18 protein-coding genes are annotated in these 24415 nt (G+C 66.5%); 13 read left to right on the top strand and 5 right to left on the bottom strand.

Annotated features, from left to right (window positions below):
- Positions 1-133: 133 nt before the first annotated feature.
- Positions 134-1195 (top strand): endo-1,4-beta-xylanase, encoded by a 1062-nt coding sequence (locus AC2FAN_RS24170; RefSeq protein WP_485176658.1) that lies wholly within the window; start codon positions 134-136, stop codon positions 1193-1195.
- Between the two features lie 24 nt (positions 1196-1219).
- Positions 1220-3622 carry an exopolysaccharide transport family protein gene (locus AC2FAN_RS24165; protein WP_485176657.1) on the top strand — a complete coding sequence of 801 codons (2403 nt, stop codon included), beginning with the start codon at positions 1220-1222 and terminating at the stop codon, positions 3620-3622.
- A 30-nt stretch (positions 3623-3652) separates the two neighbouring features.
- Here the strand turns inward: AC2FAN_RS24165 and AC2FAN_RS24160 are convergent, their stop codons facing one another.
- Positions 3653-4705 carry a glycosyltransferase family 2 protein gene (locus AC2FAN_RS24160; protein ID WP_485176656.1) on the bottom strand — a complete coding sequence of 351 codons (1053 nt, stop codon included), beginning with the start codon at positions 4703-4705 and terminating at the stop codon, positions 3653-3655.
- A gap of 157 nt (positions 4706-4862) precedes the next feature.
- Here AC2FAN_RS24160 and AC2FAN_RS24155 point away from each other — a divergent pair, with 157 nt between their 5' ends.
- From AC2FAN_RS24155 to AC2FAN_RS24145, 3 genes are all read left to right on the top strand, one after another.
- Entirely contained in the window at positions 4863-6032 is a 1170-nt protein-coding gene (locus AC2FAN_RS24155; RefSeq protein ID WP_485176655.1) for a glycosyltransferase, read from the top strand.
- Between the two features lie 323 nt (positions 6033-6355).
- Positions 6356-7447, top strand: a complete 1092-nt coding sequence (locus tag AC2FAN_RS24150) for a DMT family transporter (RefSeq protein ID WP_485176654.1) — start codon at positions 6356-6358, stop codon at positions 7445-7447.
- A gap of 69 nt (positions 7448-7516) precedes the next feature.
- Positions 7517-8560 (top strand): GMP reductase, encoded by a 1044-nt coding sequence (locus AC2FAN_RS24145; protein WP_485176653.1) that lies wholly within the window; start codon positions 7517-7519, stop codon positions 8558-8560.
- Between the two features lie 10 nt (positions 8561-8570).
- Here the strand turns inward: AC2FAN_RS24145 and AC2FAN_RS24140 are convergent, their stop codons facing one another.
- Positions 8571-9794 (bottom strand): MFS transporter, encoded by a 1224-nt coding sequence (locus tag AC2FAN_RS24140; RefSeq protein ID WP_485176652.1) that lies wholly within the window; start codon positions 9792-9794, stop codon positions 8571-8573.
- A 96-nt stretch (positions 9795-9890) separates the two neighbouring features.
- On the opposite strand from AC2FAN_RS24140, the gene AC2FAN_RS24135 reads away from it, so the two are divergent.
- The 4 genes from AC2FAN_RS24135 (at position 9891) to AC2FAN_RS24120 (ending at position 14305) form a co-directional block, all read left to right on the top strand.
- On the top strand, positions 9891-10766 hold the full coding sequence (locus AC2FAN_RS24135) for a LysR substrate-binding domain-containing protein (protein WP_485176651.1): 876 nt from the start codon (positions 9891-9893) through the stop codon (positions 10764-10766).
- A 128-nt stretch (positions 10767-10894) separates the two neighbouring features.
- Entirely contained in the window at positions 10895-11926 is a 1032-nt protein-coding gene (locus AC2FAN_RS24130; protein WP_485176650.1) for an amino acid ABC transporter substrate-binding protein, read from the top strand.
- Positions 11927-12101: 175 nt separating this feature from the next.
- The gene (locus AC2FAN_RS24125; RefSeq protein ID WP_265050988.1) at positions 12102-13265 is read left to right on the top strand and encodes an amino acid ABC transporter permease; all 1164 of its coding nucleotides are present in this window, start codon (positions 12102-12104) and stop codon (positions 13263-13265) included.
- Positions 13262-14305: an amino acid ABC transporter permease gene (locus tag AC2FAN_RS24120; protein WP_485176649.1), complete on the top strand. Its 1044-nt coding sequence runs from the start codon at positions 13262-13264 to the stop codon at positions 14303-14305. Before AC2FAN_RS24125 ends, AC2FAN_RS24120 begins: the two co-directional genes overlap by 4 nt.
- A gap of 189 nt (positions 14306-14494) precedes the next feature.
- Here AC2FAN_RS24120 and AC2FAN_RS24115 read toward each other — a convergent pair whose 3' ends face one another.
- Complete coding sequence (locus tag AC2FAN_RS24115; protein WP_485176648.1) at positions 14495-15034, bottom strand: GcrA family cell cycle regulator; 540 nt, start codon at positions 15032-15034, stop codon at positions 14495-14497.
- A 541-nt stretch (positions 15035-15575) separates the two neighbouring features.
- On the opposite strand from AC2FAN_RS24115, the gene AC2FAN_RS24110 reads away from it, so the two are divergent.
- Genes AC2FAN_RS24110 through AC2FAN_RS24100 form a run of 3 tightly spaced genes read left to right on the top strand, consistent with a single transcriptional unit; the run spans position 15576 to position 18766 of the window.
- Positions 15576-16796 carry an acetylornithine transaminase gene (locus tag AC2FAN_RS24110; protein WP_485176647.1) on the top strand — a complete coding sequence of 407 codons (1221 nt, stop codon included), beginning with the start codon at positions 15576-15578 and terminating at the stop codon, positions 16794-16796.
- 42 nt (positions 16797-16838) lie between these two features.
- Positions 16839-17762, top strand: coding sequence for an ornithine carbamoyltransferase (gene argF / locus AC2FAN_RS24105; protein ID WP_485176646.1), 924 nt, complete (start codon positions 16839-16841; stop codon positions 17760-17762).
- On the top strand, positions 17762-18766 hold the full coding sequence (locus AC2FAN_RS24100) for an Hsp33 family molecular chaperone (RefSeq protein WP_485176645.1): 1005 nt from the start codon (positions 17762-17764) through the stop codon (positions 18764-18766). Before argF ends, AC2FAN_RS24100 begins: the two co-directional genes overlap by 1 nt.
- Positions 18767-19257: 491 nt before the next feature.
- Here the strand turns inward: AC2FAN_RS24100 and AC2FAN_RS24095 are convergent, their stop codons facing one another.
- Entirely contained in the window at positions 19258-22113 is a 2856-nt protein-coding gene (locus AC2FAN_RS24095) for an autotransporter family protein (RefSeq protein WP_485176644.1), read from the bottom strand.
- A gap of 994 nt (positions 22114-23107) precedes the next feature.
- Between AC2FAN_RS24095 and AC2FAN_RS24090 the strand changes: the two genes are divergently transcribed.
- Positions 23108-23446: a hypothetical protein gene (locus AC2FAN_RS24090; RefSeq protein ID WP_485176643.1), complete on the top strand. Its 339-nt coding sequence runs from the start codon at positions 23108-23110 to the stop codon at positions 23444-23446.
- 207 nt (positions 23447-23653) lie between these two features.
- On the opposite strand, the gene AC2FAN_RS24085 is transcribed toward AC2FAN_RS24090, so the two are convergent.
- Positions 23654-24391, bottom strand: a complete 738-nt coding sequence (locus AC2FAN_RS24085; protein ID WP_485176642.1) for an outer membrane protein — start codon at positions 24389-24391, stop codon at positions 23654-23656.
- Between the last annotated feature and the right edge of the window lie 24 nt (positions 24392-24415).

The following is a 24415-nucleotide window of genomic DNA, read 5'->3' as shown; positions in this document are numbered from 1 at the left end:
GCGGCTGGCCCGGCGCGTGCCCTCTTATGGCGGCATAGCGGTTCCCTCTTAGCTGAGAGGCGTTGCGCGACCCTAAACGAAACGAAGGCGTTCCTTTTTCATGCAGGAAACCGAAGTGGTCCGGACTGGAGCGATGCCAACGCGGCGCATGGCGCTGCAGGGAGCGGCTGCTTTGGTCGCCGCCGGCGCCGCGGCCGGCTCCGGCTCGGCAACGGCTGCACCACAGCCGATCCCGCTCGGCTCGGCCGCCGAGATCGACCCGTTTCGCAAGGACCCGCGCTATCGCGAGGCGCTGACGCGCTATTGCGACGTGATCGTGCCGATGAACGACCTGAAGTGGGAGGCGCTGCGCCATGATCAGCCGCGCTTCGACTTCTCAGGTGCCGACGAGCTCGTTGCCTTCGCCGAAGCCAATCGGAAATCGCTGCGCGGCCATACGCTGCTGTGGGGAGAGGCCCTGCCGCCCTGGGCCAAGCAGATGACGACGCGGTCCGAGGCCGAGCGCGAGCTCGTCAACCACATCGAGATCGTCGTCGACCGCTACAAAGGCCGCATCGCGACCTGGGACGTGGTCAACGAGGTCATCAAATACGATCCGCAGCCCGGCGAACCCTATCGCGACACGATCTGGCAGCGCCTGCTCGGCCCGGAGCATGTCGACATCGCCTTCCGCACGGCGGCCCGGACCGACCCGAAGGCGCGCCTCGTCCTCAATGATTTCCATTTCGAGGAGCCGGTGCCGGGTGCAGCCGCCCGCCGCAAGGTCGCGCTCGATATCTGCCGGCGCCTGAAGGACAAGGGCATCCCGGTGCACGGCATCGGCATGCAGGCGCATCTTTATGCCGAAAAGGGCATCGACGTGGACGGGCTGCAGCGCTTCATGCGTGATCTCGATGCGCTCGGTCTCGATGTCGAGATCACCGAGCTCGACGTGATCGACTGGAAGCTGCCGCCCGATCCCGGCCAGCGCGACAAGACGGCGGCGGCGCTGGTCTCGACCTTCCTCGGTGCCATCTGTTCGGCGAAGCGGCCGAAGGCGATCGTCACCTGGGGTCTGACCGATCGCTATTCCTGGGTTCACGAGACCTTCCCGCGCAAGGACAGTGCCCGCGCCCGGCCCTTGCCGCTCGATGCCGACTATCGGCCAAAGCCGATGCTGGCGGTGCTCGAAGGCTATCGGCGCGGGACGGCCTGATGAGGGACAGTGAAGCGTAGCGTCATGTTCACGACCGAGCCCGCCGCAAACAGAGGACAGGAGGCACCGGATCGCCCGGAGCGGCCGTCTGCGCCCGTCTCTGCGCAGTTCGCGAAACTGGCCGATCCCGCCTGGATCGCGGCGACGCTATGGACCCGGCGCGGGCTGATCCTGCTGATGGCCCTGCTCGGCCTCGGGCTTGCCGTGGTCGCCGGCCTGCTGATGACGCCGAAATACGTCTCGACGGCGCAGCTCTTCATCGATCCGCGCGACCTGCGCGTGCTGCAGAACGACGTCTCGCCCAGTTCGGTCGGCAGCGATCCGACCTCGATCACCGGCTATCTCGAAAGCCAGGCACGGGTGATCGCCTCGGACAGCATCAAGTCGCGCGTCGTCGAGCGGCTCGGCCTCGACAGGGATCCCGATTTCGGTGGCGCCTCGCGCGGCTTCCTCTCCCGTCTGCTGGGCGGCAGCGATACCGCCCCCTCGCCGAACGCGGTGCTTTATGCGCTCGCGGCGCTCGACCGGAACGTCACCGTCCGGCGCGGCGAACGCACCTTCGTCATCGATATCGCCGTCACTGCGAGTGATCCCGACAAAGCCGCGAAGATCGCCAATGCGCTCGCCGAAGCCTATCTCGAAGACCAGGCCGCCGTCCGCTCCGAAGCGGCGCAGCGCGCGACCGCGTCGCTGACGGGCCGGCTGGAGGAGCTGCGCAACCGGCTGCGCATTGCCGAGGAGAAGGCCGAGAAATACAAGGAGGCCAACAATATCGTCGGCCTCAATGGCCGCTCGCTGAGCGAGGAGCAGCTTTCGCTCAACGCGGCTCAGCTCGTCGCGGCCCGGACGCGGACGACGGAAGCGAAGGCCAAATACGACCAGATCGCCGCGACGCGCGCGTCCAGTGTCGAGGCCGGTGCTTTTCCCGAGGCCGTCGCCTCCAACACCATGACCGCCCTGCGTGCCCAGCTCGGAGCTGCGCTCGCGCGGGAAGCCGATCTTCTCGCTTCGCTGGGTGCGCGCCACCCGGCATTGGTCGCCGCGCAGTCGCAGGTCCGCGACGCTCGTCGCCAGATCGCCGACGAGCTCACGCGTATCGCCCGCGCCGCCAAGGCGGAATACGACCGTGCCGCCGAAGCCGAGCGCCAGTTCGCCCGCCGTGTCGACCAGCTGACGACCGGCCAATACGCAGCCAGTCGCGCTTCGGTGCAGCTGCGCGAGCTCGATCGCGAGGTCGAGTCCTCGCGCGCGATCTACGATGCCTTCCTGCGGCGCGCCCGCGAAACGGGCGAGCTGGGCGGCATCGACACCACCAATGCCCGCGTCATCAGCCCGGCGATGCCGCCGCTGGAGAAGAGCGGACTCAGCCGCCGGACGCTCGCCCTGATCGGCTTGATCGGCGGTGGCGGCGCCGGAGCCGTTCTGGCGCTCGGCCTGGCGCTTTTCGCCGTACCCAAGCCGACCCCGGAGAGCGAGCGCCCGCCGCGCAAGCCGTTCTGGCGGCGTGCGCCTCGTCCTGTTGTGTCGGCCGCGCCCGAGGAGCAGCCGGAAGCAGCGCCTGTTCCTGTTCCTCCTGCGCCGCCACCGCCTCCCGCTTCGACGGCGCCACCGGACCCGCAGCCGGCAACCTCTCCCAAAGCGGGAGCATTGAGCAGGGCAGGTCTGCGCCGGCTCCTGGCAATCCAGGGCGGCCCGGCGGCCGCCAGCGTCGAGGCTCCCTTGGCGGCAGCACCAGCACCGATGCTCGGCTCGATTCCGCCGGTTCGTCACCGCCGCTGGCGCCGCGACCCTGTCGAGCTGCGCTCGGTCTTTCAGTCGCAAGCCCATCTCGTCGATGTCATCGACAAGCCGCAGGCCGGCTTCGCCAAGGCGGTCGCCGCGATCCGGGCCGAACTGGCACGGGCGGGACAGGGCCGGGAGCGGCGCATTCTCGTCCTGGGCCTGCAGCCGCAGGCGGGCACAACCACGCTGGCCCTCAACCTGGCGCTCGATGCCGCTCAATCCGGCCTGCCGGCGCTGCTCGTGGATGCCGGAGACGGCACGTTGGGCTTGACCCGTGTCTTCGCGGCCGATGCCCCGGCCGGCCTCGGCGATGTGCTCGGCGGCAGGCTTGCGCTGACGCGGGCAATCCTGAAGGACGAGGGCACGGGCCTGGCCTTCCTGCCTCGTGCCGGCGCCCTGCCCTCGTCGCTCTCCGGCGCGATCCAGAGCGAACTGTTCGGCACGGCCCGCCGCTTCGGGCCGATCATTGTGGATGGCGGCAGCCTGGGTTCGGATGGTCTCAGCCGGCGCTTTGCCGAGGCGGCGGACGACATCGTGCTGGTCGTCCGCGGGAGCAAGCCGGTCCCGGCCCAGATCGAGGAGTGGCGCAAGGAATTCGGCGCTCAGGCCGGCAAGCTGCGCGGCATCGTGCTCAACGGGGCTTGAACGCCGCGCACATGGCGCGGAGAGCCCGCGTCAATTCTTCTCGGGCTTGCGATACTGCTCGTTCGCGACGCCGAATTCCGACATCAGCCGGCCGAGCGCGACCTGTGCGTGATAAAGGCCGATGAGGCCGGAGCGGGTCTGAATGGCGAGGGCGATTCCGCGCGGCACCGACGCGCCGAGGAGTGCCAGAGACTTCGCCAGCACCCGCAACCGGCCGTGAAGGCCGGGATGCTGCCGTCGCTCGATCGCGCCGGAGATCGCGCCATTGCGCAAGCCGCGCGCCGCGACCCAGCCGAACTCGCTGCGCCGGGCCGGCATCGTCTCGCGCTGCGCCGCCTCCTGCACCCACCAGAAGCGGAAGCCGGCGGCCTTGGCACGCGTGAAAAAATCCGTATCGCCCCCGCCGGTGAAATCGAAGCTCTCGTCGAGGAAGGGGAAGCCGAGCCGCTCGAGCACCTCGCGCCGGATCAGATAGTTGGCGCTGGAATAGAGCATCGGCACCGGGCCCGAGACGCTGTAATGCGAGCGAAAGACGGGATGGGCCGAGAGCCAGCTACGCGACGCATCGGCGAAGACGGGCGTGACCGAACCGCCGAACAGCGCGGCAGGGGCGGTGGCGGCAGCCTTGAGGAAGGCATCGAGCCAGCCGGGCTCGGCCTCCTCGTCATCGTCGATACCGAGGATCTGTTCGAGAGCCGGAAAGCGCGTCAACGCGCAGCGCCAGGCGGCGTTGTAGGCCTTGCAGTTGCCCTGCCGCGGCTCGACGATCACCAGGCCTTTGAACAGTCCTGCCGCATGCAGCGCGGCCGCCCGCGCGGCGCCGGCCCGTTCGAGGCCTTCGTTCTCGACGACGATAATTGCGAAGTCGTGCCCGCCCTGCTGGCCGGCCAGCGAGCGCAGGGTCGCCTCCAGCAGGTCGGGGCGTTTGAAGGTCGGCACGCAGATGACGCTTTCGACGCCCGCAAGCGCCTCCGGCGGTGACTGCGCAATCAACGCGAAGCTTTCAGGCGTGTCGAAACGCGGCCCGCGATCCGTTCGCGAAGCCTTTTCCGCCATTGCGCCCCTGTCGTCGGCTGTCGTCATGGCCGTCAGCCTTAAGCTGTCGCGGCTTAAGGTTCGGTATGTCCGGCTGCGGAAAGAAGGCCAGATCCGGGTAGCCGGCGTTGAGCATAGCCGGCGACGACGCTTGACCCGCAAGGGCAATGGGAGGACTGAAGGCCATCGACAGACGAGCCTTTCCTTGCGCCTGGCATTCCTCACTTCCCTCATCCCCGTCGCGCGGCCGGACACCGGCTTCGAGATCGCCAATGCCGCGATCCTCTCGGCGTTGCGCGAGGCGGGCCACGAGGTGACGGCGATCGGCTTCCTGCGGCCGGGCGAGACGCCCGCCGATCCGGAGAGGGCGGTCGTCGTCGCGCAGGTCGACATCGAGAATGCCGTGGTTCCGCCCTCGACAAGGCTGCGCTGGCTCGTGTCGGCGCTCCGTTCCGGCCTGCCCGTCGCCTGCGCCAAGCTCCGGCTGGCCGGCGCCGGCAGACTTGTCGAGGCGGTGCGGGCCCAAGGCGCTTTCGACGCCATCATCCTGAATTCGGTGCTGCTGCCTGGCGCCTTTCCCGAGTTGCTGCAACTCGCCCCCTGCATCGTGGTCGAGCACAACATCGAGTATGTCTCGGCCCGCCAGAACGCCGAAACGGCGCGCGGCTCGATGATGCGCTGGCTCTTTGCACGCGAGGCGAGGCTGCTCGAAGCGATCGAGCGCAGGCTCTGGCGGCAGGCGCGCTTCATCTGGACCTTGGCGGAAGAAGATCGAGAGGCACTCGGCCCGGAATATCAGGGCAAATCGAGCGCCCTGCCGCTGCTCGGCGCAGAATCTGTCGAAGCCTCGGCCGCTCCGCTCGATGAACCGCCGGCCTTCGATATCGGCCTGATCGGGACCTGGACCTGGGAACCCAACCGGGTCGGCCTCGACTGGTTCCTGCGCGAGGTCTGCCCTTTGCTGCCGGAAGGGCTGCGCATCGCCGTCGCCGGGCGCGTGCCGCCGGAGCTGCGCACGCCGCTCAATGTCACGCTCGTCGGGCGCGTGCCGAGCGCCGCCGCCTTCCTGCGCTCCTGCCGGATCGTCGCTCTGGCGAGCCGGGCGGGCACAGGCGTCCAGCTAAAGACAGTCGAGACCATGCAGCTCGGCCTGCCGGCGGTGGCGACCTCGCTCTCCTGCCGCGGCTTCACCGACCTGCCGGCGAATTTCACGCTGGCCGACACTCCGCAGGATTTTGCCGCAGCTCTGGCGGCGCGGCTTGCCACCATCAGTGTCGATGATCGGCAGCGTATCGATGGCGCGGATTTTCTTGCTGGCCAACGCAGCGCCCTGTCGCAAGGGTTGGCGCGCGGCCTCGCCGCTGCGACGGGCTGAGCGGCCCTAGTCCGACGGGGTAGACCTTTCACGTCGGCGGCCGCGGATCAGGCTCATTTCGGTCGGTCGCACGAACAACCAGCCCGCGAGTGGGGAAACGGCTCGGCGCAGGGCCCATAGCGCGGCCTCGCGATCCTGCGACGTGCGCCCTCCCAGAACCCGTTCGAGCGGTTCCCGGGAATGCAGTCTCGGCTTCCGTCGCGCCACCGGCACAACCCGGTCATGTGACTTTATCATTGGCCGGAATGCCGCGCTTCATCAATGATTTGGCACAAGGGACGAAACGCGGGACCGGTCTTCGATGCCGGCCGGGTCGAGGGGCGATGAGCGAGGATCGGCAGACCGGTCGGCAAAGCCGATCAGGTTCGGAAGACGACGCGCCCGCCTGGCAGGAGCCGGCGGCCTCACCGGCATCCCGCCCCGATATCCAGATCGAAGCGCGCGAGCCGATCGTTTTCTCGGACGTGCCTGATGGGCCGGAGCCGGGGGCAGCCAACTGGCTCGCCCATCGCCGGCGCCGGTTGCGGCACTGGTGGCGCGGCGCGAGCCCGAATCTGCGCGGCTCCGTCTTCATGCTCTCGGCCCTGCTGGTCTATGCGGTGATGGTCGCCGGCATCAAGCATGTCGGGCAGGCCGTCCCGCTGGCGCAGATTCTGCTGATCCGGCAGGTGATCATGACGGCGATCCTGCTCGCCTTCGCGGCCGGCAGCCTGCGGCAGGCGCTGCACACCGAGCGGCTCGGCCTGCAGGTCTTCCGCAGCGTGATCACGCTGCTCTCCATGCTCTGCGGCTTCACTGCCGTTGTGAAGATACCGCTCGCCCAGGCGACCGCCATCGGCTTCAGCCAGGTGCTGTTCGTCACGATCGCCGCCGTGCTCGTGCTGAAGGAGGCGGTCGACGGTCGCCGCTGGGCCGCGACGATCATCGGCTTCATCGGCGTGCTCATCATGCTGCGGCCGAGCAGCGACGGGCTTGATACCTATGCGCTGCTCTCGCTCGCCGGCGCCATCTTCGGCGCGGGCATCACCGTCAGCGTCCGCAAGCTCGCTTCGAGCGAGCGCACCGACACGATCCTGCTCTACCAGGGCATCGTGCTGATCGCCCTGCTGGCCGTGCCGGGCTGGCTTTGGTGGCAGCCGCCGACGCCGAACCAGTGGTTCTGGCTCATCATCCTCAGCCTGTTCGGCACCGCCGGGCAGTGGCTGATCACCCGCGCCTACCAGGTCGGCGAGGCGGCGGCGCTGGCGCCGCTCGATTTCAGCCGCTTGCTGCTGGCGAGCTTCACCGGCTTCGTCTTCTTCGCGGAGATTCCGGCGATTACCACCTGGATCGGCGCCACCATCGTGATCGGGGCGACGCTCTATACCATTCGCAAGAATGCCCGGGTCGCCGCCGTTCCGCCGGCCTCGGCCTGAGCCGGACCCCGACGCGGGATTGCGCCGACGGCGAGCCAGCCGGCCGAACCGGCACCCAGAGGCCAGATCATGCGCATTGAGAACGATCCGAAGCTCGACTTTCGCGACGTCCTGATTCGCCCCAAGCGGTCGACGCTCGGCAGCCGCGCCCATGTCGATGTCGAGCGCAGCTTCCGCTTCCCGCATACCGGCAAGGATTGGAAAGGCTTCCCGCTGATCGCGGCCAATATGGACGTGGTCGGCACCATGGCGATGGCGCGCGCGCTTCTGAAGCACGGCGCGATGGTCGCCCTGCACAAGCACTACAGCGCCGAGGAGCTGATCGCCTTCTTCCGCGAGCCTGAATCGGCCAACGCCTTCTATTCGCTCGGCACCACCGATGCCGACCACGACAAGCTGAAGGCGGTCCATGTCCAGTCGCCGATCGGGAAGATCTGCCTTGATGTCGCCAATGGCTATACCGAGAAGTTCGTCGATACCGTGAAGGCGACGCGCGCCGCCTTTCCGGATGCGGCGATCATGGCCGGCAACGTCGTCACCGGCGATATGACCGAGGCGCTGCTGCTGGCTGGCGCCGATATCGTCAAGGTCGGCATCGGGCCGGGTTCGGTCTGCACCACCCGCAAGATGACCGGCGTCGGCTATCCCCAGCTCTCGGCCATCATCGAATGCGCCGATGCGGCCCATGGGCTGAAAGGCCTCGTCTGCGGCGATGGCGGCCTGACCGTGCCGGGCGATGTTGCCAAGGCCTATGGCGGCGGCGCCGATTTCGTGATGATGGGCGGCATGCTCGCCGGCCATGACGAATGCGAGGGCGAGATCCGTTATGAGGAGCACGACGGCGAGAAGGTGCCGGTTGCGATGACCTTCTACGGCATGTCCTCCGACACGGCGATGAAGAAGTATTCGGGCGGCGTCGCCAAATACCGGGCATCCGAGGGCAAGACGGTCGAGGTGCCCTATCGCGGTCCCGTCGCGGACACGATGCAGGAACTGATGGGCGGCGTGCGCTCGGCGATGACCTATATCGGCGCGGTCAGCCTCAAGGAGGTGCCCAAGCGCACCACCTTCATCATGGTCGGCAGCCAGCTCAACACGGTGTTCGGTAACTGAACCCTATGGCTCAGGCCGGAACGGGCCGGGCCTTCGGCTGCTCGCGCATCAGGAACACCATCGCGCCGGCGCCCAGCGACAAGGCGACGGCGCTGAGCCAGACCGCGTCGTAGCGCGCGCTCATGTCGACGAGATAGCCGCCCATGAAGGCGCCGGCCGCGGCGCCGATAGAATGGCCGGCCGAGATCAGGCCCATGGTCAGACCCATCACGCGCAGCCCGAGATGGCTGGCGGCGAGGCTCGCGGTGACAGGTATCGTGGCGTAGTCGACGGCGCCGAACAGCACGGCGAAGGTCACCAGCATCTCGTAATCGGCACCGACGCGCATCAGCACCAGGAAGGTGAGGGCGCGCAGGAGATAGATCGAGCCGAGCAGCGCGACGCGGTTCATCCGGTCGGTCAGCCAGCCCGCGCCGATCATGCCGGCGAGATTGACCGCCGAGAGGATGCCATAGGCCGCCGCGCTCGGGACCGGGCCGAAGCCGCAATAGGCGGCATAGGGAATGAGATGGGTCTCGATCACGCCGGCCGTGGTGTAGCCGCAGATCAGGAAGCTCCAGAACAGGATGTGGAAGGCCGGCTGGCGCAGCACGAAGCGCAGATCGGTCGATAGCGTGTGGGACTCAGGTCGACGCACCGGCGCGGCTGGAGCGTCCTTGGCCGACAGGGTCCACCACAACAGCGGCGCCAGCGCCAGGCAGGCGATGCCGATGGCCAGGAAGCTCCAGCGCCAGCTGAAGGTCGCCAGCAGCACGGCGACCAGCGGCACGATCAGGAATTGCCCGCCGGTCGCGCCCGATGTCGCGATGCCCGTGGCGAGCCCGCGCTGCGCGTCGAACAGCCGGGCGACCGCCGTCGAGACGACATGGGTCGCGACGAAGCCGAAGCCGATCGCCGCGATCCCGCTGAAGCCGAGCAGGAAGACGACCGGGCTATTGGTCGAGGCGACGAGCAGGCAGCCGATGCCGACCAGCAGCAGGCCGAAGGTGAGGGTGGCGCGCACGCCGTAGCGGTCGGCGGCATGCCCGGCAAAAGGGGCGGTCAGCGCCATGACCAGCAGGGTCGCGGCCGCGGCGCCGGAGATGAAGCTGCGCGACCAGCCGAAATCCCGCATCAGCAGCGGCATCACCAGCCCGAGCGTCGCCCGCGCCGAGAACGAGATCGCGAGCGCCAGGAAGCCGAAGCCGACGAGAAGCCAGCGCAGGAAGGGCGAAGGAGAGCGAGCGGGAGCCATGATCTGTCCTCGGATGATCCGCTAGCCATTCCGCAACGCACCTCCGCCGGCAAACGATGGTTTCACCTTCGGTGTTTAGCTGTGCTAAACAATGCCATGACCATCCGCCTCTCGCTGCTTCAGACCTTCGTCACCGTCGCTCGCTCTGGCCGGATGCGCGATGCGGCCGAGCAGATGGCATTGACGCCGGGCGCGATCAGCCAGCGCATCCGCGAGCTGGAGGAAGGCGCCGGGCGTCGCCTGTTCACGCGGACGCAGGCCGGCGTCGAACTGACGAGCGCCGGCCGCAAGCTGCTGGACACGCTCGACGGCCCGTTCCGCCGGATCGAGGAGGTCAGCCGGGAGCTGTCGGCCTCGCCGTCGCGCCGTGTCACGATCACGACGATGGCCTCCTTCGCCGCAAACTGGCTGGTGCCGCGCCTCGCCGGCTTTTCAAGGCTCCATCCCGAGATCGATATCGCGCTGGAGACCGACAACCGCGTCGTGGATCTGAAGCGGGAGCCGATCGATCTCGCGATCCGCCATGGCCTCGGAGACTATCCCGGGCTCGAAACCACCTGGCTGATGGCACCGGAGCTCATCGTGGTGGCAAGCCCCGCGCTGCTGGATGCGCATCGCGCGATCACGTCGCCGGGCGATTGCCTGGCTTTCCCGCTATTGCACGACATCGACCGCGCGGACTGGCCGCTCTGGCTCCTGGCCCAGGGCGTCGAGATGCCGCGCGAGCTGAAGGGGCCGTCCTTCTCCGACGACCATCTGCTGGTCAGGGCCGCTGCTGCCGGGCAGGGGATCGCGCTTGTCCGAGACGTCTATGCCGATGACGACCTGCGCAATGGGCGGTTGGTTCAGGCCATTTCCGTGCAGTGGCCGACGAAGCTCGCCTATTACGCCGTCGGCACGTCCGAGGCCTTGCAGAAGCCGGCCGTGCGGCGCTTCCGGGACTGGCTCGTCGCCGAGTCGCGGGCCTCCTGACAGCGTCCGGCAGGGTGCTTGCTGCCACGCCGGATCGCGGGTTCTCCGGGTGCTATCGCTTTCGGTGCGGCTGTTGCATAGTCCGGTCTCCAGCATAGAAAGCCGTCAATGGCTTCGGGGAGACGGATATGACGATCAGGATTTTGAGCGTGGCGGCGGTTCTCGCTGCCGGAGTTTCGTTCGCGCAGGCGCAGCAGCTCGCCCCGAGCCCGACACTGGATGCCGTCAAGGCGCGCGGCAATCTCGAATGCGGCGTGCATCTCGGCCTGCCCGGCTTCTCCTTCGCCAACGACAAGGGCGAATGGAGCGGCCTCGACGTCGATTACTGCAAGGCGCTGGCCGCCGCCGTCCTCGGCGATGCCACCAAGGTGAAGTACACGCCGACCTCGGTGCAGCAGCGCTGGCCGATCCTGCAATCGGGCCAGGTCGACGTGCTCTCGCGCAACTCGACCATCACCTTCTCGCGCAATGCGACGCTCGGGCTCAACTTCCAGGGCATCAACTTCTACGAGGGCCAGACCTTCGTCGTCCGCAAGTCGACGGGCGTGAAGGAAGCCGCCGGCCTCGACGGCGCCGCGGTCTGCGTCGCCGCCGGCTCGACCGAGGAGAAGAACGCCGCCGACTGGTTCCGCGAGCGCAACCTCAAGGTCACCATCACCAATTTCCAGAAGAACGACGACGCCATCACCGCCTATGATTCCGGCCGCTGCGACGCCTATACCGCCGGCGTCGGCGCCCTTGCCGGCCAGCGCGCCAAGCTCAAGAACCCCGACGAGCACGTCATCCTGACCCAGCCGATCTCGAACGATCCGCAGGGGCCCGTGACGCGCTGGGGCGACGAGCGCTGGCAGCTCATCGTCCGCTGGGTGCTGAACGGCACGATCGCGGCCGAGGCGCTCGGCGTCACCTCCAAGAACGTCGACGAGATGAAGGCCAACTCGAAGAACACCGAAGTGCGCCGCCTGCTCGGCGCCGAGGGTGGCTTCGGCGCCATGATGGGGCTGTCGAACGACTGGATGTACAATGCGATCAAGCAGGTCGGGAACTACGGCGAGAGCTACGAGCGCACCGTCGGCATGGGCTCGCAGCTGAAGCTCGAGCGCGGCCAGAACCAGCTCTGGACCAAGGGCGGCCTGCTCTTCACCCCGCCCTTCCAGTGAGAGCGGCTTGAAGAGCCTCTCCTCCACCGGATGAAACGCACCGTCATCCCGGACAAGCCGCTCTAGCGGCGCCGATCCGGGGTCCATGCCTGACCGTTCCGGCATGGATCCCGGGTCTCCGCTTCGCTGCGCCCGGGATGACCGCGCGCTCGTGAACTCTTGACTGGCAAGGCGTATGACGAAAGCCCTGTCCATCATCAACGACAAGCGCGTCCGCGACTGGATCTACCAGATCGCGGTCGTCGTCTTCCTCGTCGGCATGACCGTGTTCTTCGTGCGCAACGCCTCGGAGAACATGGTCAAGGCCGGCATCGCCTCGGGCTTCGACTTCCTCTGGCGCACTTCGGGCATCGAGGTGCCCTTCGTCCTGACCGGCTACACCCAGGCTGACAACATCCTCGGCCTATTCTGGGTCGGCGTCGCCAACACCATGCTGGTGACGGTGATCGCGATCGTGCTGGCGACGCTGCTCGGCTTCGTCGTCGGCATTGCCCGGCTGTCGACGCACTGGCTGCTGTCGACCATCGCCGGGGCCTATATCGAGTTCGTCCGCAACATCCCGCTGCTGTTCTTCGTGCTGTTCTGGTATTTCGGCATCATCGCCGCCCTGCCGGCACCGCGCCAGAGCATCAGCCTGTTCGGCGTCGCCTTCCTGAACAATCGCGGCGTGACGATCCCGCTGCCGGACGGGCTTGAGAATTTCCGCGTCGCCGGCCTCGTAATCCTCGTCAGCGTCCTCGCCTACTGGGCCTTCGCGATCTGGGCGCGCCGGCGCCAGGAGCGCACCGGGCTGCACGCGCCGACCTTGCGGGTCGGCCTCGCCCTGCTGCTCGCCGTGCCGCTGCTGGCTATCGTCTGGGCCACTCTGGCGACGCGCTGGGACGTCCCGGCGCTGCGCGGCTTCAACTATCGCGGCGGCTTCGCCGTCATCCCCGAATTCGTCGCGCTGCTCGCGGCGCTCGTCACCTATACGGCCGGCTTCATCGCCGAGATCGTCCGCGGCGGAATCCAGTCCGTCTCGCATGGGCAGACCGAGGCCGGATCGGCTCTCGGATTGCGCTCCGGCCAGATCCTGCGGCTCGTCACCATCCCCCAGGCGTTGCGCGTGATGATCCCGCCGCTGACCAACCAGTATCTCAACGTGCTGAAGAACTCCTCCTTCGGCGCGGCCATCGCCTATCCCGACGTGGTCAGCCTGTTTATGGGCTCGGCCCTCAACAACACCGGCCAGGCGATCGAGATCATCGCCATGACGCTCGCCGTCTATCTCGTCATCGGCCTCGCCGTTTCGGCGATCATGAATTGGTACAACGCCCGTATCGCCCTGGTGACGCGATGAACCGCGTCTCGTCCCTCTCCCTCTGGCGCGAGCGCCTGTTCGGCACGCCCTTCACCGGCTTCGTCAGCGTGGTGCTGGCCTTCGTCATCGCCTGGCTGGCGGTGCCGCTGATCCGCTGGGCGGTGATCGATGCGACCTGGACGGGCACGACGCGGGCGGACTGTGCGCCGGGCGGCGCCTGCTGGGTCTTCATCCGCGCGCGCTTCGGCCAGTTCATGTACGGGCTCTATCCCCCGGACCAGCGCTGGCGGGTTGATATCGCCGGCATCGCCTTCGTCATCGGCATCGCTTCGGTCGTCTTCGCCCCGCAGCGGCTCAAGCTGAAGCTCGGCATCGCCATGCTCATGCTGCTGCCGCCGCTCGGCATCTGGCTGCTCTCGGGCGGGTTCGGGCTGCGCTATATCGAGACCCGCGAATGGGGCGGGCTGATGCTCACCCTGTTCATCTCGATCTATGCGAGCCTGATCGCGATCCCGCTCGGCATTCTCTTCGCGCTCGGCCGCCAGTCGGAATTGCGCGTGATCCGGCTGATCAGCATCGTCTTCATCGAGTTCTGGCGGGGCGTGCCGATCATCGCCGTGATCTTCCTCGCCTCGCTGCTGCTGCCGCTGATCCTGCCCGGCGGCATCGGAATCGACCGGCTGGCGCGCGCCGTGATCGGGCTCGGCTTCGTCATCGCCGCCTATATGGCGGAGGCCGTGCGCGGCGGCCTGCAGGCGCTGCCCAAGGGCCAGCGCGAGGCGGCGACGGCGCTCGGCCTGAACTACTGGAAGGCGACCGGCCTGATCATCCTGCCGCAGGCGCTGCGCATCTCGCTGCCGGCGATGACCAACGAGTTCATCGCCCTGATCAAGAACACGACGCTGGTGCTGGTCGTCTCGATCCTCGACCTGCTCGGCATCGCCCAGGCCTCGCTCGCCGATCCCAACTGGGTCGGCATGAACATGGAGGCCTATGTCTTCTCCGGCTCGATCTACTGGCTGATTTGCTTCGCGCTCTCGCGCTGGAGCCGGTCTCTGGAGAACAGGCGCAGGCTCTGAGGGGTGCGACCGCTGCCGTAATTCTCGGGCGGAGCAAAGCGCAGACCCGAGAATCTCGTCCAGGTGAGGGCTCCGGAGCCCCCTTGTCATGAGATGCTCGGGTCGAGCCCGAGCATGACGCGCCTTTCGAGTAGGTAACAAAAAACCGGCCTTTCGGCCGGTTTCTTATCTCGATATCGTTGGCCCGCCTCAGGCGCGCACCTTGCTCCGGTCGCGCCGGCGGTCGGCGGCGGGCTGGTAGGCGATGCGCGAGTGGTGGCTGCAATAGGGCATGCCGGTCTGCGAGCGTGCGCCGCAGAAGCGGAACTCCGGCGTCGTCGGGTCACCCATCGGCCAGCGGCACATATACTCGCGCAGATCCATGATGGTGACGCGCTCCGAGAACGGGATCACCACATCCTCCGAGGGAGCCGGGGCTGCTTCGGTCTCGGCTTCCGGGGAGAAATCGGGCGCCAGCGCATGGGCGCCGCGCGTCGCGGTGGCCGGCCCCGCCATGGGGTGGCTCGGCGAGCGTGTCGGCGCCTTGCGGGGGGCGGCATTGCGTGGCGTGGCCGGTTGGGCCGCGCTCTTGGCCCGGCCCGAAAGGCCGAGACGGTGAACCTTTCCGATCACCGCGTTGCGCGTCACATTGCCCAGCTCGGCGGCGATCTGGCTCGCGCTCAGACCGTCGCTCCAGAGCTTCTTGAGCAGCTCGACGCGCTCTTCAGTCCATGCTCCGGCTTCGTTCATCCGCATCACCTATCTTGTCCGGCCGGTCCTTGCGGGACCCGCCTTTAAGGGCGCTTCGTGACGGAATCCGGGATCAGCGGCTTTGTCGCTGGGACAAAACCGTTGCTGCCGCTACAGACGGTACAGGGGACGCCGCACGAAATGTCGTATCTGACGAGGACGACCATACAAGCTGCGGTGACTCGCGAACAAGAGTCGGCGAATCCGAAAACAGCTTTTCCCCAGGCGATTCGCGATTGGGCCGTCAAGCGAATCCTTTTGGCAACACTGTCGTCACGGCTTTGAATTGACAGTTCCGGCCGCCTTAAGCATATTTATCCACAAGGTGACGCCGCCCGCTCGGGCGGCGCTTATGTTTGCGGATCAAGGCCCCGAACGATGCGGATGACGGCGCGACGAGAAGGCAGGAGCTGGGTGCGACGATAACGTCGTCACCGGGTCTCATCATGGCTGCAGCCTGCAGCGTCCATCCCGGATCGTCGTTCTTCAGTTCAGCGCCAATCCGTTCTCACCCCGTCCCCTTCGTGAGGATCTCCATTCCATGGCTCCCGCCCCTGTTTCCGCCAGCCAGTCCGTGCTCGTGCCGACCTATGCCCGCGCCCCCGTCGCCTTCGAGCGCGGCGAAGGCCCCTGGGCCATCACGGCCGACGGCACGCGCTATCTGGATTTCGGCGCCGGCATCGCCGTCAATTCGCTCGGCCATGCGCACCCGCATCTGGTCAAGACGCTGACCGAGCAGGCCGGCAAGATCTGGCACACCTCGAATCTCTACGGCGCGCCGGATGGCGAGCGCCTCGCCCGCAGGCTCTGCGAGGCGACCTTTGCCGAGCGGGTCTTCTTCACCAATTCGGGTGCCGAAGCGAACGAGTGCGCCATCAAGATGGCGCGAAAATACCACGCGGCGAAGGGCAATCCCGAGCGCTACCGCATCATAACCTTCGAGGGTGCCTTCCACGGCCGGACGCTGGCGACCATCGCCGCCGGCGGCCAACAGAAATACATCGACGGCTTCGGCCCCAAGGTCGACGGCTTCGACCAGGTGCCGTTCGACGACGAGAAGGCGCTGCGGGCGGCGATCACGCCGGAGACGGCCGCGCTGATGATCGAGCCGATCCAAGGCGAGGGCGGCCTCCGCTCCGTGCCGCCGCGCTTCCTCAAGCTCCTGCGCGAGCTCTGCGACGAGAACGGCCTGATGCTGGTTTTCGACGAAATTCAGACCGGCGTCGGCCGCACCGGCAAGTTCTTCGCTCATGAGATGTACGGCGTCACGCCCGACATCATGTCGATCGCCAAGGGCATAGGCGGCGGCTTCCCGATGGGCGCCTGCCTGGCGACCGAGGAAGCGGCGTCGGGCATGACGCTCGGCACGCACGGCACCACCTTCGGCGGCAACCCGCTCGCCATGGCGGTCGGCAACGCCGTGCTCGACGTGGTGCTGGAGCCCGGCTTCATCGAGCGCGTCGGCCAGATCGCGCTCCGGCTGAAGCAGTCGCTCGCCGAGCTCAAGGACAAGCATCCCGACATCATCGCCGATATCCGCGGCGAGGGCCTGATGCTGGGCCTCAAGCTGCACACGCCCAACACCGATTTCGTCAACGAGGCCCGCGCCCACGGGCTGCTGGTGGTCGGCGCCGGCGACAATGTCGTGCGCCTGCTGCCGCCGCTGATCATCACCGAGGCGGATGTCGCCGAGGCCGTGTCGCGGCTCGACAAGACCGCCGGCGCCGTCGAGGCGACGCTGAAGCGTCCGGCCGCCGAGTAAATACGTTCAACCGATCCATCCCGCGAAGCGAAGGAAGCGCCCGTGACGCGCCATTTCCTCGACCTCTCCGATTTCTCCGGCAGCGAGCTGCGCGCCATCCTGCGCGCCGGCGAGGAGATGAAGGCGCGACGTCGTACCCCCGCCGCCGTCGGCGACCGCCTGCTCGAGGGCAAGGTCATCGCGATGATCTTCGAGCAGCCCTCGCTGCGTACGCGCGTCTCCTTCGACGTCGGCATCCGCGAGCTCGGCGGCTCGCCGATGATGGTCGCCGGTCATGAGATCGAGCTCGGCGAGCGCGAGACCATCGCCGATACCGCCCGCGTGCTCTCGCGCTATGTCGACGCGATCATGATCCGCATCCTCGACCACGATTCGCTGGTCGAGATGGCGAAATACGCCACCGTCCCGGTGATCAACGGCCTCACCAAGCGCCAGCACCCTTGCCAGGTCATGGCCGATGTCATGACCTTCCAGGAGCGCAAGGGCGCGATCGCGGGCAAGCGCATCGCCTGGACCGGCGACACCAACAACGTCCTGACCTCCTGGGTCCATGCTGCCGGCCGGCTCGATTTCGAGCTGTCCGTCGCGACACCCGAGGAACTGGCACCGCCGCCGGCCCTGATCGCCTGGGCCAAGAAGCAGGGCGCGAAGATCAAGCTGACCCATCGTCCCGAGGAAGCGGTCGAAGGCGCCGATTGCGTCATCACCGATTGCTGGGTTTCGATGGGGGACGACGACGAAGGCACCCGCCACAACCTGCTGCGGCCCTACCAGGTCGACGACAGATTGATGGAGCGCGCCGAAAAGGACGCGATCTTCATGCACTGCCTGCCGGCCTCGCGCGGCGAGGAGGTCACCGATCAGATCATGGACGGCCCGCAATCGGCCGTCTTCGACGAGGCCGAGAACCGGCTGCACGCGCAGAAGGGCATCCTCGCCTGGTGCTTCGGCGGAGTGGCGGCCTGATGGCCGTGGGCGACGCGAGCGACACCGCCGGGCTCGACGATCGGGTCATTCCCTTCGCCGTGCCCGATCTCGACGTGCGCGGCCGCGTGGTGCGGCTGGGCGCCTCGATCGACACGATCCTCGATCGCCACGGCTATCCCGCGCCCGTCTCGCGCGTGCTCGGAGAGGCTGCGGCGCTCACCGTGCTGCTCGGCACGGCGCTGAAGTTCGATGGCCGCTTCCAGCTCCAGACCAAGAGCGACGGCGCCATCTCGATGATGGTGGTCGACTTCACCGCGCCCGACAATTTCCGAGCCGTGGCCCATATCGATGAGGCGAAGCTCACGGAGGCGATCGCCCTCGACAAGCTCTCGACCGGCGATCTGCTGGGCGAGGGGCATCTTGCGATGACCGTCGACCAGGGGACGGCCACGACCCGCTACCAGGGCATCGTCGCGCTCAAGCGCCAGAGCCTCGAAGAAGCCGCGCATCAGTATTTCCGCCAGTCCGAGCAGATCCCGACCCGCATCCGGCTCGGCGTCGGCACGGTCACGACCGGTGGCCGCCCGCAATGGCGCGCCGGCGGCATCCTCGTCCAGTTCATGCCGCATTCGCCGGAGCGGCTGCGCGCGGCCGACATCCACCCGGGCGACGCACCGGAAGGCCACGAGATTCTCGCCAACGCCGACCCGGACGGCGTCAGCGACGACGCCTGGATGGAGGCGCGCTCGCTGGTCGAGACGGTCGAGGATCACGAACTGCTCGATCCGATGCTCGAAAGCGAGCGCCTGCTTTACCGGCTCTTCCACGAGCGTGGGGCGCGCGTCTTCGAGCCGGTCCTTGTCCATGAGGCCTGCCGCTGCTCGCGCGAGCGCGTGCTGACGATGCTGCGCGGCTTCTCGCCCGACGACCGTCAGGCGATGATCGCCGATGACGGCAAGCTCGGCGTCACCTGCGAGTTCTGCTCCCGGCGCTACAGCTTCGAGCCTTCCGAGGTCGAGGACGGGCTTACGGCGGGGTCATAGGCGCACCGGAACCGCGGGAAGCCCTCTGCCATTGCCTGCGTGGTTCGGGATCTCAGCGAAGGTCGCGCTCGATTGCAGCACGAATCGGAGATCGCTTTGCCTGAACGGTTTCAGATGACAATTGGTGCCAATGCCGAGGTCTACCGCGCCCTGTTGTGCTGGCGCAAATGCGACGAGTCAGGCGTGGCCTCCGAGTACGACTACGAAGAGTTATAGAACGTCACCGTCGTGCGTGGCCGATCAGGCCATTCGGTTGAGCTGCTCATCATCGCGCCAGCTCGCCCTTTACCCGTCCCACATTCGCGGGGCTTGGCGAGTCCGCTTGTCCTCCGGCAATAGTCTCGTTGCCGCGTATTTCCTCAAGATCAGCGTGAACACACGGTAATCGCAACCACAGCAGGCAGCTCCGCCAAATCCGTGACGGGTTTGTGGCAGGGGTAAGCTTCCGGGGTAGGTTTGGCGTGCCATCAAGCCCTCGGCCGGCCTCTCCGCTACCACGAAAACTTGATGCCCACGCGGCCATCATAGGCATGGGAGCGTCCATCGAGGCCGATCGAGTAACCGGCGGAGGCGTAGATCGCAGTATTCCTCGTGATCTGCGCATCGATCCCGGCCTTGATCTCGCCCCAGGCTCCGCCAAGATCCGAGCGGAAGGGGATAAAGCCGGTCGCCGAGGAGAACGAGGTCTTGGGGCTGCCGAGGAACTCGTCCCAGAGGCTCGCCTTCAGCCAGGCGGTCATCATGCGTGGCTTGGAAGTCGTTGTCCCCTCTTCGAGCGCCCAGCTTCTGGCGAGGCGAGCGCCGATCCGTCCGGCCAGTGACTCGACTTCCGAAAAGCGCACCAGAGCCGCCCCGTCATTGCCGGAGCCGTTGACCAGTGTCTGGTAGATGACCTGCGCTTGCGGCTCGATGATCCAGCCATTGCCAAGAGCGATCGGGTAGCCGCCTTCCAGCGAGGCCGCGAAACCGAAGCCTTCTCTGTTGAGCTTGATCAGGCGCCTGGAGTCGGCTTGCGCATCGAACCATGTGCCCTGGACGACACCATCTAGATACCAGCCAGAGGCGCCAAAATGCGTCCAGTAGGCGCCGATCGAATAGCCGTCGATGGTGTTGGTGCCGGCGTTGATGCCGTTAAAGTGCCGAACATCGCCTTGAATGCGGCCGATGGCGCCATAGATGCCCGCGTGATCGCGGCTGCCGTCGGCGTTATAGCTACGATAAAGATCGAGGCCGGCCTGCAAGCCGTAAATATCGTAATCGAAATTCGGACCGCTTCCGAAGATGCCCCCCCGACCGCCATTCTGGTTACCGTGGGTGCCGATGATCCGGGCCCAGCCGGCGGCGGTGGAGGAGTGCCCGGCAGCAGCCGCGCTGACGGGCAGGCGCAGGGTCGTGGTGCAGCGAAAGTTCGTCTCGGGGTTCTTGCACCAGATGGTGCGTTCCTCGGTGACGGGCGGCGCGTCCAGCATACCCTGTTCACCGACCCGCTCATGCAGGCTGTCGAGCATCGTGCGTCCATAGATCAGCCCCATCGACGGAAGAGCGGAGTAGAGGGAGACCTCCCGGCGGTAGTTGGGGATCGGAGCAGGCGCCGGCGGCGTCGGCGTAGGGCCCGGCGTTGGAGTTGGCGGGTTTGGCGTAGGCGTGGGCGGAACGGGCGTCGGTTCCGGTGGAATGGGGGTCGGCGGATCCGGAGTGAAAGTATTGCGCAGATACCAGTTCTGGGGACCTGAGGCGTCGGTGCTGCCGCGATACAGCGTGTATTCATATGGACCTGCAACCACCGGCCTGCCCAAGGAGAAGGCTCCCGAGCTGGTGGTGCCGCCGTTCTGCGCGTCGACCACGAGAATGCCGTTGCCGAGGGTCAGATCTCCGGCGCCAATCGTATTCGAGACCAGGAGTGAGGATGTCCCGCTGGCTTGCCCACCGAGGATGACAAGCCGATCCGACGGTGAACCGTCCGTCCCGAGAAAAGTGTTCAACGCGATTGAGCCGGCTCTGCCGACATAATCCCTGACCGTCAGCGTCTTATAGCTTGCGAGCTGCGCCAGATCCCCGACTGGAGGGCTATAGATGATCTGGCTGTTATCGTTGGTAACACTCGTTGCGGTCGAATTGCCTGTCATTGTCCAGGCTGTGGCCTGAGTAAGCGTCACATTGCTCGTATTGCCTGCGGGTGTGGTGATGACCCCTTGCAGCGTCGAACCTTGCGCGTTGAATGTTGTGTTGCCGCCCCCGCCTGTCGCCAGCAACGTATTGTTGTTCGTGACCGCGATCGAGTTGACGAGCCCGATGTCCGCAATCGCCGCCTGCACCGAAAACGAGGCGTCGCTCGCCTGGATCGCGGCGTTGCTGTAGCGCAACAGGTTCGTCCCGCCACTGTCGAAGGTAAAGCCGACCCCGCCAATGCCGGAGGCGGTGACATTGGTGCCGGTCATGGTGACGCTGCCGCCATTCTGGATCCGGCCACCGGCTCCGTTGATGACAATAACCACCCCGTCCGTCGTTTCGATGCGGCCACCACCAAAGGCATTCAAACCTGAGTTGCCGGCGCTTCCGCTGACGCTGACGTTGGTGTTCTGGGTGGTGATCACGCTTCTGGCGTCTAGCGCCTGCAGGCCCTTCTCGCCGCCGCCTGCACCCGTGACGTTCACCGCGCTGTCGACGAGATGCACCTGACCACCGGCCTCGGCGCGGGCGCCGACGTCGTCGCCGCCACCATTGGTGGCAGAGATTGTGAGATTCTGAGCGTTGATCGTGCTGCTGGCACCGGACGCGACCAGACCCCTGCTTCCGCCGCCACCCGAAAAGGTGACGCTGCTGCCCCCAGTCAGGCTGATGCTGCCGCCATTCTGTGCCTTGGCTCCGATAATGCCCCCAGCGTTGCCCATGGAAACCAACAGGCCATCGGCAATGATGCGGCTGCCCGCCCCATCGGCCAGCAGCGCGGAGGGAATGCCCCCGTTTGGATTGTTGATCGATGAGCCCGGGGTGAATTGGATGAGGCCACCGTTGAGAGCTTGGACGAGGCTTTGGCCGCCACCATTGGGCCACTCGATCGTGACGCCCCGGGCAATGATGGTGCCATTGTCCGCGCGCATCGCTACGGCGCCCCCACCACCGTCGTTGCTCAGGGTGATGCCGTTTGCTTCGATGCGTCCGCCCGCGCTGGCGCTGAGTCCCAGCCCGCTCGCTACGATCGGACCGCCCAATGCACCGACGCTGGTTGTTCGAACAGTGCCGTTGATGATGGTCAGTGAATTGTTGTTGGAATCGACGCCCGTACCATAGCCATGGGCCGTTACGGCCCCGTTCACCGTGACATTTGCGCTATTCGTAGCCGTCACGGCAGTCCCGTACCCGACGGTAACGTCGCCGACCACGCAGGGAGGCGGACCATTCTGTACGACGCCATTGTTTGGCGCTGCGATGGTGCAGGTGGTCTGGGCGCTGGCAGGCGCTGCGAGCACGCCGGTCGCCAATAGTGTCGTGCCCAATAGGGGCGCCACTCGTCTTAGCATCGGTCATCGCCTCGCTGAGCCAGACCGATCAATTCTTCAGATCGTTATGGTTAAGATTGTCTTAGCGCTGCCACGACAGGAGCACGGGCCGCCTATCGCGGCTGCCACGGATCTTACTCAACGCGTGCAATCGCTTTCGCCGCCTTTAACGGCCTCGGCCTTTTACTCGCGGCTGCCACCCTGAGTCTCAGTAGCAGCGCACACTCGGCGGTGCGCTATTGTAGACGACGGTGGTCTCATCGTGGGATCGCGGCGGCGGACGACGATGGCCGGGTTGCTACCCTGTCTCGTTCAAAGGGGCGTTTTGCAGGCCGCCGACATCAGAGAGGTGGATGATGCAGCGTTGCTGCTTCTGGAACACCAACAGGCCATTCGCCGGTTCTGCAGGCCAGCTTCTTCGCTGCGCGAACCGTCATTGGACGGCAGCTTTTAACTGATGGCCTTTGCCGTGACGGCCGATCTCGCTCACCTGATGAGCGGAATGAAGACGATCGCGCCGACCACGATCACGATGGCTGTCCGGATCAAAAGGCCGTTGACTCGCGCCATCTCCGCCTCGGACGATTTTGATGTACTCATGTCGAAGTCACTGCCTACGCGTTATACTTCAGCGAGAGAGTGATCAGCGCAATCGGCAATCCGCAGACGGTCCATTTAGGCGCCGGGCGTGGCCCAAAAAGCACTGGAAGCTTCGCGTTGTGCGACGCCGACGCAGCGTCGCGCCTATCTTCCCCTAGGGAATAAGGTCAATTGACATAGTCGCCGCATCCGCCGTTGCTATACGTTCTTGCCTATGTTTTCCTGGTCATGTGAGCGCTCGATGTCGGCCCAAGAACGCGGGCTTGCCCGTCTCATGCTTCGGTTCCCCGAGTTCCGCCAGGGCTTCGCGCGACTGCGGGGCGGAAGGTTTGGCGGCGTCTGCGAGGAGTACGATCTCGTCTGGGAGGTGATCAGCAGGTGGTCCCAGGACGAACGCTGCGCCTTGTTTTCCTTCAACGATTACTGCCTCCTTGCGGCTGCGATCGAGCGCGACGCCATCGCAATGGCGAAGGCCGTGCCGGATCCCGGCGCCATCGCCAAGGCGGCTGGGCCGCACTCAGCGCCCACGGCATCCTCGGAATTTCGACAGCCAGTGCCGCCGACGCCTCCCTCTTGGTGAAGCGGTGGCCCGCCAGCATCCGCTTCAGGATCGCCACGCGGGAGGATGAAGCCGGTCTCCGCCGAGGCAGGCCTGAGACGGTTCACACGATCCCCGGTGCCCCGCCCCCGGTCCGGTGACCGGCAAACCAGCGAGCCAACACTGTTGGGCTAACAAAAACAGCCCGGCGCAAGGCGCCGGGCTGCTCGCAGGTCCAAAGCTGTCGCTTCAGAACTTGTAGTTCACGCCGACGCGCACGAGCCCGGCACCGCCGCCGCCATTGCTGACCGCGGTATAGGTTCCGGCCGGGAGCACACCGCCCGCCGCATTGTCGAAGGATCGGGCGCGCCGGCCCTCGCCGGTATCGACGTAGAGGCCTTCGATCTTGGCCGTCCAGTTGTTGGTGAAGGCGTATTCGACACCGCCGCCGACGGTCCAGCCGGCATTGCTCGTAGTGTTGCCGGTCAGCGGGTTGGTGTTGAGGCCGCCATAGGCCAGACCGCCGGTGACGTAGACCAGGGTTCGGTCGAAGGCATAACCGATGCGAGCACGCACAGTGCCGAAATAGGCGCCGTCACCGCCGCCGCGGCCATCCCACCAGGAATAGCGGCCCCAGGCCACGCTACCGCCTGCATCGACATACTGGATGTCGGTCTCGAGGCCGTAGACGATCGCGCCGGACTGCCAGTTATAGCCGATCTGGGCGCCGCCGACGAACCTGCCGTCACCACCGCCGACACCGCTCAGGACGCCGGAAGAGGCGGCCGTCGGTCCGTTGACGACGATCTCGCCCGAGTCAGCCCAGCCCACGCCGGCGTTGAGACCGACATAAAGACCAGCCCAGGTGAACAGGGGCACGTAGACGGGAGCGGGAGGCGGGGCCTGGCGGCTCGGAAGATCGGCCGCGAAGGCCGAGGTTGCCAGGCAGGTTGCCAGCACAGCAGTGGAAACGAGGCCTAGACGCATAATACTCTCCTAGGGTGATTTCGT

This window comes from Allobosea sp. RIT-PG3_2, assembly GCF_057321085.1.
This window is presented reverse-complemented; position numbering and strand designations above follow the sequence as displayed.